General features: G+C 57.8%; 13 protein-coding genes. 11 read left to right on the top strand and 2 right to left on the bottom strand.

Annotated elements, in window-relative coordinates; genetic code table 11:
- From B9N88_RS33045 to B9N88_RS32050, 7 genes are all read left to right on the top strand, one after another.
- Positions 1-1,241, top strand: a 1,241-nt coding sequence (locus tag B9N88_RS33045) for a VENN motif pre-toxin domain-containing protein (protein ID WP_256579855.1), incomplete at its 5' end; no start/stop codon positions are given.
- A 2-nt stretch (positions 1,242-1,243) separates the two neighbouring features.
- Complete coding sequence (locus B9N88_RS32075) at positions 1,244-1,693, top strand: SMI1/KNR4 family protein (RefSeq protein WP_027608095.1); 450 nt, start codon at positions 1,244-1,246, stop codon at positions 1,691-1,693.
- 54 nt (positions 1,694-1,747) lie between these two features.
- Positions 1,748-2,311 carry a hypothetical protein gene (locus B9N88_RS32070; protein WP_139202131.1) on the top strand — a complete coding sequence of 188 codons (564 nt, stop codon included), beginning with the start codon at positions 1,748-1,750 and terminating at the stop codon, positions 2,309-2,311.
- A gap of 219 nt (positions 2,312-2,530) precedes the next feature.
- Complete coding sequence (lepB, locus tag B9N88_RS32065; RefSeq protein ID WP_027608093.1) at positions 2,531-3,319, top strand: signal peptidase I; 789 nt, start codon at positions 2,531-2,533, stop codon at positions 3,317-3,319.
- A gap of 129 nt (positions 3,320-3,448) precedes the next feature.
- Positions 3,449-3,922, top strand: coding sequence for an RDD family protein (locus B9N88_RS32060; RefSeq protein ID WP_051429414.1), 474 nt, complete (start codon positions 3,449-3,451; stop codon positions 3,920-3,922).
- A 7-nt stretch (positions 3,923-3,929) separates the two neighbouring features.
- Positions 3,930-4,364 (top strand): RDD family protein, encoded by a 435-nt coding sequence (locus B9N88_RS32055; protein ID WP_027608092.1) that lies wholly within the window; start codon positions 3,930-3,932, stop codon positions 4,362-4,364.
- 205 nt (positions 4,365-4,569) lie between these two features.
- Positions 4,570-5,190, top strand: coding sequence for a hypothetical protein (locus B9N88_RS32050; RefSeq protein WP_027608091.1), 621 nt, complete (start codon positions 4,570-4,572; stop codon positions 5,188-5,190).
- Positions 5,191-5,280: 90 nt separating this feature from the next.
- Here the strand turns inward: B9N88_RS32050 and B9N88_RS32045 are convergent, their stop codons facing one another.
- Both B9N88_RS32045 and B9N88_RS32040 read right to left on the bottom strand, forming a co-directional pair.
- Positions 5,281-5,868 carry a hypothetical protein gene (locus B9N88_RS32045; protein ID WP_027608090.1) on the bottom strand — a complete coding sequence of 196 codons (588 nt, stop codon included), beginning with the start codon at positions 5,866-5,868 and terminating at the stop codon, positions 5,281-5,283.
- A gap of 16 nt (positions 5,869-5,884) precedes the next feature.
- Positions 5,885-6,496, bottom strand: a complete 612-nt coding sequence (locus B9N88_RS32040) for a hypothetical protein (RefSeq protein WP_027608089.1) — start codon at positions 6,494-6,496, stop codon at positions 5,885-5,887.
- A gap of 173 nt (positions 6,497-6,669) precedes the next feature.
- Between B9N88_RS32040 and B9N88_RS32035 the strand changes: the two genes are divergently transcribed.
- The 4 genes from B9N88_RS32035 to B9N88_RS32020 are packed head-to-tail and all read left to right on the top strand — an operon-like array spanning position 6,670 to position 9,013.
- Positions 6,670-7,251, top strand: coding sequence for a hypothetical protein (locus tag B9N88_RS32035; RefSeq protein WP_027608088.1), 582 nt, complete (start codon positions 6,670-6,672; stop codon positions 7,249-7,251).
- A 42-nt stretch (positions 7,252-7,293) separates the two neighbouring features.
- Positions 7,294-7,974 carry a CsgG/HfaB family protein gene (locus tag B9N88_RS32030; RefSeq protein WP_027608087.1) on the top strand — a complete coding sequence of 227 codons (681 nt, stop codon included), beginning with the start codon at positions 7,294-7,296 and terminating at the stop codon, positions 7,972-7,974.
- 29 nt (positions 7,975-8,003) lie between these two features.
- The gene (locus tag B9N88_RS32025) at positions 8,004-8,366 is read left to right on the top strand and encodes a DUF4810 domain-containing protein (protein ID WP_027608086.1); all 363 of its coding nucleotides are present in this window, start codon (positions 8,004-8,006) and stop codon (positions 8,364-8,366) included.
- Positions 8,363-9,013 (top strand): DUF799 domain-containing protein, encoded by a 651-nt coding sequence (locus B9N88_RS32020; protein WP_027608085.1) that lies wholly within the window; start codon positions 8,363-8,365, stop codon positions 9,011-9,013. The genes B9N88_RS32025 and B9N88_RS32020 overlap by 4 nt, the downstream gene beginning before the upstream one ends.
- Positions 9,014-9,216 lie beyond the last annotated feature (203 nt).

Here is a 9,216-nt window from a genome sequence, read left to right as displayed (position 1 = left end):
AGGGCGACCCTACAGCCAATCTGATGGCCCATGCGGTACTGGGTGCTGTGCTCGCCAAGGCTGGCGGTAACTCAGCACTCGCTGGTGCAGCCGGTGCTGTGGCGGCAGAGGAAACCGCACGTCTGATCAAAGAGAACCTGTATGGCGATGTCAGTAACGAGAACCTGACCCAGGCGCAAAAGCAGACGATCTCCAGCCTCGCGACTTTGGCGGGTGGCCTTTCAGGATCGTTGTCCGGCAAGGGCGCACTGGATGCGGTGGCAGCGGCTCAGGTTGGGAGGAATGCGGTTGAGAATAACTATCTCAGCGTGCCGGAAGCGACCCGTAAGTTTGTGCTTTCACGCAAGCAAATGCTGGGCACCATCACTGAAGATGAACAGGACGAACTCGCCTACATAGACGTTATCGATAAAAGTCGAGACGAAGCGATTCGGGGAGCGTGCACTGCCGGGAATTTATCCAGTACAGCGTGCGGCAACTTGATTGCCCCTGCTCAGAAAGCCCTCGCTGGATATGGGGAAAATGTCGCGTACAACTTACTTTATAAAGATGTTTACCGTGTTGATGCGGCGAATGCGGAAGCCGTTCTCCGGGGTTTGGACGCCGATAGCATTCTTCGCGATATCACGATAAACAACTTGGCAAAAGGCTCGGACAAGACGCGGGCGGAAGTCGAGGAACAGTATGATAACGTAATGTGGATGCATGCCATTACGGTAGCATTTGCCAGTGCATACGGCCTCAAGGGCGGGTTGACTTCAGTACCCAAGGGCGCGGTTACGGGGGCCGCAACTGCTGCTGAGAAGGCTGAGGCTGCAACCGGCCTGCTGAGTACTCAGTTAGCTAAAGATGCCAGAGCTTACCTATCGGATATTCAGACTTTAACAGGGCGGCAATTTACACCGCAGCAAATGGAACTGTTGAAGGCTGACCTGAGGGAAAATACCTATTCTCGGCTTTCCAAAGAGGCTGTTGATTTGAATCGGGCCGACTTCAGGAAAAAAGTACCTGTTTTGCGTCAGGAATGGGAGAAAAATACTGGTCAAAGCTGGCCGAAAGAGAGCTACACCGCCAGTAATGGGGAGACAAAATTTCGATATTATGATGCCCATCACGTGATAGAAAACAAGTTTGGTGGAAAATCTGAGTGGTGGAACATTACGCCTGCGTTGCGCGGATTGGAACATCAGGGCGGCATCCACAGAGCTCAAGGTCCTGCAGATAAAATATTTGGGAAATGATAATGGAAAACACACTTGAAATTCGTGATCTCATAAACCATATCACCTCCGCTGAACTATATGAGGGTGATTTCGGGAGTCGCCTGACTGATCGTGAAGCTATATTGAGTGGGGTCGATGCGGCGGACCGCGACGGCGTTCCCTCTGACTATCTAGCGTTTCTAGGTGTCTTTGGATTTGGCGATTTAGACAGCGCGCTTTATATCGAAGATGGTCCAGATAAATACGCCTCAGTCGCCGGATGTGAGGTGGATGCCTATAGTCGGATGTATGTTTTTGCGGGTACTTCAGATGGTGTGTTATATGCTTTTGATGCAGGCAATAATTGGTCGATAGTGGAGATTGATTCGGAGATCGATGAGGTGAGGGTGCTGGCCGATAACTTCTCAAGCTTCATCCTTAATCAACTGATTGAGGTGAAAGGTTATGTCGATTGGCGTGCGGAGCAATAAGGAGCACTCAAGCGGGTAGCTGAAAGCGTTTCCGCAGTAACCCCCGAGGCTACCGTGAACATGTACGAAAAATTAGAAGTCTTTAATGCGCTGGGATGTGCGCTATTAGAGCGGCTGACGCCTGTTTCTTCAGGTGAAATAAGTGTGATGCGGCAGCAGTGGCCGGCGGCTCCCGACGAGTACTTTGCTTTTATACAGGAACGGGGGCACGGTGAAATCAAGGAGGACGACCGCGCGCTGCCGCTTTTGACGATTCAACCGATGCTGCTTTCTGCTAAGGCTGACTACTTCGGTGATGATGGAATTTATAAAGACGGGCCCTATGAAGCGGGCGCGAAGGGCGAGGTGTGGCTGTTCGGCTGGGATAGTGTCGGGACTGCTTTCGGTTTTGACAGCGGAGACAACTGGCGATTTTTGGAAATCGACAATATGCGTTGGATAACGCGACTTGACTTGTCCTTTTGTCAGTTCGTCGAAGGGCTGTTGGTTTGTTACCCACAGCGGCCAGTGAGCTTTGCGAATGGAGTTTGGCGTGACTCGGAAGATGTTTCTTACAGCGCGCCGGCATGGGCACAACAGCCTGCCGGGCAGAACACGGTTACATTAATGGTGGTCTGACCACTATTTCCCCAAACACACGTGCGTGATGGAAGTTCTGAGAATTCTCCCTATTGGTCAGTTGTAGAAATTGATCCTGGGCTGAATGATGCAGAGGTCTTATCTGAAGACTTTTCAAACCTCATGCTTAGCCAGTTGATAGCCGCCAAAGGTTGCGTGGATTGACGAGCCAGGCAGTAGTATGTGCGCTGCCCGCGCTGACCTTATCAAGGACGATCAATGAAACCCGTAAAACTCTCCCTCCAAGCCTTCCTCATGTCCTGCCTGGTGGCTGGCTGGGGCCTGGTGTACGTCGATCGCATCAAATGGGGCGTCTGTGTCGCGGCACTGTTGTACGCCGGCGTTATCCTGATGGGCCTTTGCGGGCTGATCGCAACACCGGTCGGGCTGTATGTACTCTTGGGCTTCGTCATTACGGTGAAGCTGGCCTCGGCAATAACCTCTGCTGTTTTGGCACGCCGCTACACCGGCCCGCAGGGTATACCGCGTAAACGGTTCCATGCGCTCTACGTGGGCGTGCTGATCGTGATCACCTTGGTTCTGCTGGACGTGCTTCGGGTGCCGTTGCTGGGCTTTAAAACGTACTTTGTGCCGACGGGCTCGATGGCACCCACGGTGTCGGTCGGCGATTACATTGTGTCCGACCTCAAGGCCGGTGCGCCCGAGGTCGGCGATATCGTGGTGTACCGCTGGAATGGCACCGAAGCAATCAAGCGTGTGGCGGGCATCGGCGGCGATACGTTGGCCATCGTGAATGGCGAGTTGATCCGCAACGGCGAAAACCTCGGCTTGTTTCACGCCCCGGTGGACCGGGTCCAAAGCCCCGAGTCACTGACGCTTGCGCCGGTAAAAGTCGAACCGGGCCACGTGTACCTGCTGGGTGACAACCGCTACAACAGCAACGACAGCCGCTTCATGGGCCAGGTCGCGGTTGAGGATGTGGTGGGCAAGGTCACCGGCATCTGGTTCTCGAGTGAGCGGGGGCGCATCGGGACGACTTTCCCATGAGCCTTTCGAGCATCGCTGGCGCAGGTACTCCCGGCCAGCGGGCAGCACGGCAATACCATTGAGAGGCTGGGAGCCGATTTGCGCCCAGCCGAAACACACACCAACGCCATAAGTCTGGAGCAATACCGCATGGACGCAAACCACACCGCCAAACGCCCGACGATCCTGGCCAGCATCGGCCGGCGCCTGGCCGCGCGACTTATCGACTGCGCCATCGCAGTCCTGATCTTTTTCATCGTCAAATTCTGCGCCGGTGCATTGTCTGCCTACGTGCCGGCCGTGACGCCCAAGGCTGGTTTTCTCTCGGCGTTTTTTGCAGCCTTCGCCTACTTCCTGCTGGCCGATGCGTTGCCCAACGGCCAGAGCCTGGGTAAGCGTTTGTTGAGCATCGCCGTCGTCGACCGTAAAACTCGCAAAAGCTGCACGGTTTCCCAGGCGTTAACCCGCAATTCCGGAGCGCTGGTGGTGATCGATTGGGTGTGGATATTCATGGAGTCCAGAACGCGCCTGGGCGATATGTTCGCCAAGACCATCGTGGTTCAGACCGGCAACCTGACGAGCGTTCGCAGCCTTGCGGATATTTATGACAACGGTAGGGGATAAATACGTCATGAACGATTCGGTATCGGCTACGCAAACCTGGGACATCGCCAGCCCGTTCAGACGGTTGCTCGGCTATCTGATCGATATGGCGGTGGTATTTTTCCTGCTGTTTTTGAACAGAAACCTGGACTATGCCTATTTCTATCTGGGCTCGGCAGGAGGCCCGGCATTGTTTGATGGTCTCCACTATGTGCTGTGGTTTTCAGCCTTCGGGTACTACTTGTTTTGCGATGCCTTGCCCAATGGCCAGAGCCTGGGCAAGCGGGTGTGCCGCACGGCCGTGGTGGGTTACCCGTACCCCACGAACTGCACGCTGTTCCAGTCGTTCCTGCGCAATGTTCCGAAGATGGTGTTCAGTGTGCTGGACGGTCTTTTTGTACTGTTCGGCCTGCGTCGTCGCTTGGGCGATATGTTGGCCAGGACGATTGTCATCAATTCCTGAGCAGGGCGGCCTGGACGGGCCGCCCGGTTTAACTCAGGACGGGTTGGCGTTCAGCCTGCGATTGATCACATCCAATAAAACACCGTGAGTTGATGCCAACGGCATGATGCTCAAAGCCCTGTATGCGTGTTAACCGTTTTATCCCGTTACTGCAGAAGCAAACTTGCTCCCACCCACCCATTATTTGGACCCAAGGAAGCTGTCAATGAAACTGTATCGTCTGTTTATCTCACTCACTGCACTGGCGACCTGCACCAGCAGCTTCGCCGCGGCGCCTGCCCTGCAAAGTTTTCTCGCCTGCGACCAGAACTCCCTGGCGGTGGTAAGCCAGGCAGGGCTCAAGGAGCGTGTTGCCCATAAGCTGGAGAACGGCAAGATCACGCTCAGCGGCGGCACAAAGTCCGATATGGGCCAGCGCTGGATGTTCGACACGCCGCTGACGCTTGACGGTATGACCTTGACCGGCTTTTTCGCCGAAGACCAGGACCTGATGGGTTCGCGCATCATCAACTGGGGTTTCTACACCGAGCAGGCGCCCGACGCGCTTTACGCACAGCTGAGTAAAGTACCGGGTACGGCGTTGGAGAAAGCCAACGGTATCTACGCGCGTGCGCAGATCTGGTCGCACAAGCAATCAGCCTGGGTGCCGGAAGGCGGCGATGACAACGCGGGCAAGCTGGTCACCGATACGGCCGAACGCATCTTGATGGTCGAGCCCGCACCCGGTGACCTGGCCAAGACCAGCAAAGGTATGATCACCTGTTCGGTTCAGGGGGCGGTGAGCGCAGCGATGCTCAAGACCACTCGACCTGACCTGATCAAGTGAGCTGAGGCTGGCAACGATACCGCGGGCATGTTGAATGCCTGCGGTGTTCTCCGGTTTTTCGCGAGCAAGCTCGCTCCTACAGGGGCGGGGTTACAGCAACTTGCGCTGCACCGCTTCATCCAGCGTACTGCGCGTCAGCGCCTCGACCACTTCCCGCGTGTCTGCCTGGAACGGGATGCCCACGATCAGTACCAGGTGCATCCAGGTGCGCACTGATTCGCTCTTTTTGACGCGGCCCAGCTCCTTGCCATCCTTGTCCTTGAACACTGTCTCCAGGGTGAAGGTGTTTTTCGCTGTGCTCGGGATGATGAAGAACGTCGCGCCGGTGATGATCGCCGAGGCCATGCTGAACTGTTCGTTGTTGTGCAGCGTGGCATCGACGTAGATATCCGAGTCGACCTTGTCAGTGCTCACCCGCGAGAAACGGTTGGACTGGCGAAACGAATCGGCCACGGCCTTTTCCCACAGCGCCACCGGGGCGCCGACTGCCGCGTTGCCCGGGCCGCCGTTGACGTGGTTCTGCGCGGTGGTGTGCACGTACGCCGTGGGCTTTTGCGCCGGCGCGTTGGCGGTCGGTGGCCAGGTCTGTACGGCGGGCAACTCGTGCTGCGAGTAAGACACGCAGCCAGTCAGCAGGACGGCGGCGAGTGCCAGGCTGTGTTTGATCAATCCTTTCATGCATCACTCCTTGAAATTACGGTTTGGCCAGTTTGGCGGTGGCGGTGTCGAGCAGTTGCCCGACCAGTTTGGTCAGCTGTTGGCCGCCCATCGACGGTGCCCAGTATTGGCCGCTGTAAAGCCCGACGTTGTGTTCGAATTTGATCGAATCCTTGGCCTTGGCCAGTTCCTTGCCGTTGCGGTCGACGATCACCAGGTCGCCGGCCACCTCGAAGCTGTCCACGTAGATCGGGCCGTTGACCCAGATCCAGATGGTCAGCGTCAGCAGCGCGCCGGGTACGTACGCCGGGTGTGGCGCGCGATGGCCCTTGAGGGCGGTCATGTTGAATTTGAGCGTCACGTCCTGCTCGCCCAGGCGCACCGGATACTCGGTGACCTGCTTGAAGTAACCCCCTGTGCGCACGTACTGGGTGATCTGGGCCGTCAGGGAGCTGCTGATGGCGGCCTTGTTGGCTTCGTTGACGTCGGCGGCGCTCACCGTCACATCGGCGATTTGTGCACTGCGCGGGCTGCTGACAGCGACCGGGTGGAGCGGGGCGGCGATGGGGCCGGTGACGGTGTAGGAAACGCAGCCGGTCATCGACAGCGCAGCGATCAGGGCCGTAGCCCGAAGCAGAGTGTTAAGCACGCAATGTCCCTATAAGTGAGCAAGCCAAGTTACTGTCTCGACCCGTATCCCCATAACTTGAGGGAATGTGCGTCACCGCACGGCATCCGACGAAACACCTTGAGAAGCGCTCTCAACTCCGTAAAATGCCGCGATTGTTTAAAGCACGATACTTTTCAGGGATGAATTCAGACATGCGCGCGTTTGCCGTATTCCTCTGCGTCTGCCTACTGGCGGGCTGCGCCTCCAAGCCGGAGTACTACATCTCGCCGGCACCGGTCACGATTCCGAAGACTGCTACTTACTGGCTCGACACCTTCAACGTTGACGTGAAGGGCAAGAGTAAGCACTTCATGTCGGATGACAAAGTTCGCCAGGAGCTCGGCGTCGATCTGGTAAACCGCTTGCTCAAAGCCAAGCGTTACGCAACCAGTAAAGACAGCGCCGATTATTTGTTGGATGTCGACGTTGTCTATGTGCGCCATATCATCGACTCCAATGGTGGGTTTTCGAACCTGTTGATTGACGACGGCACCATCCTGCAAAGCATCGATTTTGGCTACAAGGTCAAGGTCAAGAAAGCCGGTGCCGAGGTGCTGCACTTCGCCCAGAACCGCCCCAGCCTGGAGCCCAGCAACTGGCGAGGCCAGCCGCAACAATGGAGGACCCTTGCCGGCGTTGTAACCAACAGCGGTAACTCCAGTGTCGAGCGGTATTTCACTAGTGGGCTAAGCGACTACATCGTCGACGACCTGCGCGATATTCCGTCTCGCTAGCGTCAGCTGCCATACCCGATTCCCCCCATTTAGGAGCACCCCGTGAACACACTGTCCAAAATCCTGCTGTCCGGCCTCACCGCCGCAGCGCTGTTGACCGTGGCCGGTTGCGCCACGGAGAGCAACCGCGCCATGCCGGTGGAACAGGTCGCCAGCGCCAACGTCGCCTATTCCGGCGTGCGTGTGCCCATCGCCGTGGGCAAGTTCGACAACCGCTCCAGCTACATGCGCGGCATCTTCTCCGACGGCGTCGACCGCCTCGGTGGCCAGGCCAAGACCATCCTGATTACCCACCTGCAGCAGACCAACCGCTTCAGCGTGCTGGACCGCGACAACATGGGCGAAATCTCCCAGGAAGCCGCGATCAAGGGCACTGCGCAGAAGCTCAAGGGCGCTGACTACGTAGTGACCGGCGACGTGACCGAATTCGGCCGCAAAGAGACCGGCGACCGCCAGCTGTTCGGCATCCTCGGCCGTGGCAAGACCCAAGTGGCCTACGCCAAAGTCGCACTGAACATCGTCAACATCAGCACCTCCGAAGTGGTGTATTCCACCCAGGGCGCCGGTGAATACGCGCTGTCCAACCGTGAAGTGGTCGGCTTCGGCGGTACCGCCAGCTACGACTCCACCCTCAATGGCAAGGTCCTCGACCTGGCCATGCGCGAAGCCATCAACCGCCTGGTCGACGGCATCAACGCCGGCGCCTGGAATCCGCGCAACTGATCAACCGCACTTCAAGGAGCAGTACACGGATGAGCAAGGCAGTGAAGTTGGCGCTGATGCTGACAGCAATCGCGGCGGTCGCCGGGTGCCACACGGCGCCCCAGCCCCTGTATCAATGGGAAAGCTACCAGCCGCAGGTTTACGAGTACTTCAAGGGCGAGCCCAAGGAAGCGCAGGTCGAGGCGTTGGAGCGTGATCTGCAAAAGATCAACGCCAGCGGCCGCAAGGCGCCGCCGGGCTACCACGCGCACCTGGGCATGCTGTACCTGAGCATGGGCAAGGATGACCAGATGGTGCAGGAGTTCCGCACCGAGAAGGCGCTGTTCCCCGAGTCTGCTTCGTACATGGACTTCCTGTTGAAAAACGCCAAGACCGGAGTGGCCACCAAATGAGCCTGCTAAAACTCACCGGCGCCCTGCTGGCCCTGGCCTTGCTCGGCGGTTGCGCAGCGCCCAAGACCATTGACTACACCGCGTACAAACAGGCGCGGCCCAAGTCGATCCTGGTACTGCCGCCGATCAACGAGTCGCCGGAAGTGCAGGCCTCGTACAGCCTGGTCTCGCAAGTGACCTACCCGCTGGCCGAAGCCGGCTACTACGTGCTGCCGATTGCCCTGGTGGACGAAACCTTCCGCCAGAACGGCCTGACCACCGCCAACGATATCCAGGGCGTGCCACCGGCCAAGCTGCATGACATCTTCGGCGCGGACGCGGCGCTGTACATCACCGTCAGCGAGTACGGCACCAAGTACATGCTGATCTCCAGCGACACCGCCGTGACAGCCTCGGCCAAACTGGTGGACCTGCGCACCGGTACCACCCTGTGGACCGGTTCGGCGCGTGCCTCCAGCGAGGAAGGCAACAACAACAGCGGCGGCCTGGTGGGCATGCTGATCACCGCGGCGGTCAAGCAGGTGATCAACAGCTCCACCGATGCGGCGCACCCGATTGCCGGCATCACCAGTGCACGCCTGCTGTCGCCGGGCCAACGCGCGGGGATCCTGTACGGCCCGCGCAACCCGAAGTACGGCACGGACTGAGTTCATCGCCTCGGTTCAAATGTGGGAGGGGGCTTGCCCCGGTACAAACCGGGGACATCGTTTACATTTCTAACCGGGGACATGGTTTACAGGCTAATACGCATGATCAGGAGGTAACTGATCATGCCCTGGAACCAAGAGTCCCCCATGAATCAAAGAATCAAGCTGGTAGCTGATTGGCTTTCTGGCAACTTCACTAAAAG

Origin of the sequence: Pseudomonas sp. LAMO17WK12:I1, assembly GCF_900177315.1 — a bacterium.
Classification (GTDB): Bacteria; Pseudomonadota; Gammaproteobacteria; order Pseudomonadales; family Pseudomonadaceae; genus Aquipseudomonas; species Aquipseudomonas marginalis.
The sequence above is the reverse complement of the archived record's forward strand: the minus strand, read 5'-3'. Positions and strand labels throughout refer to the sequence as shown.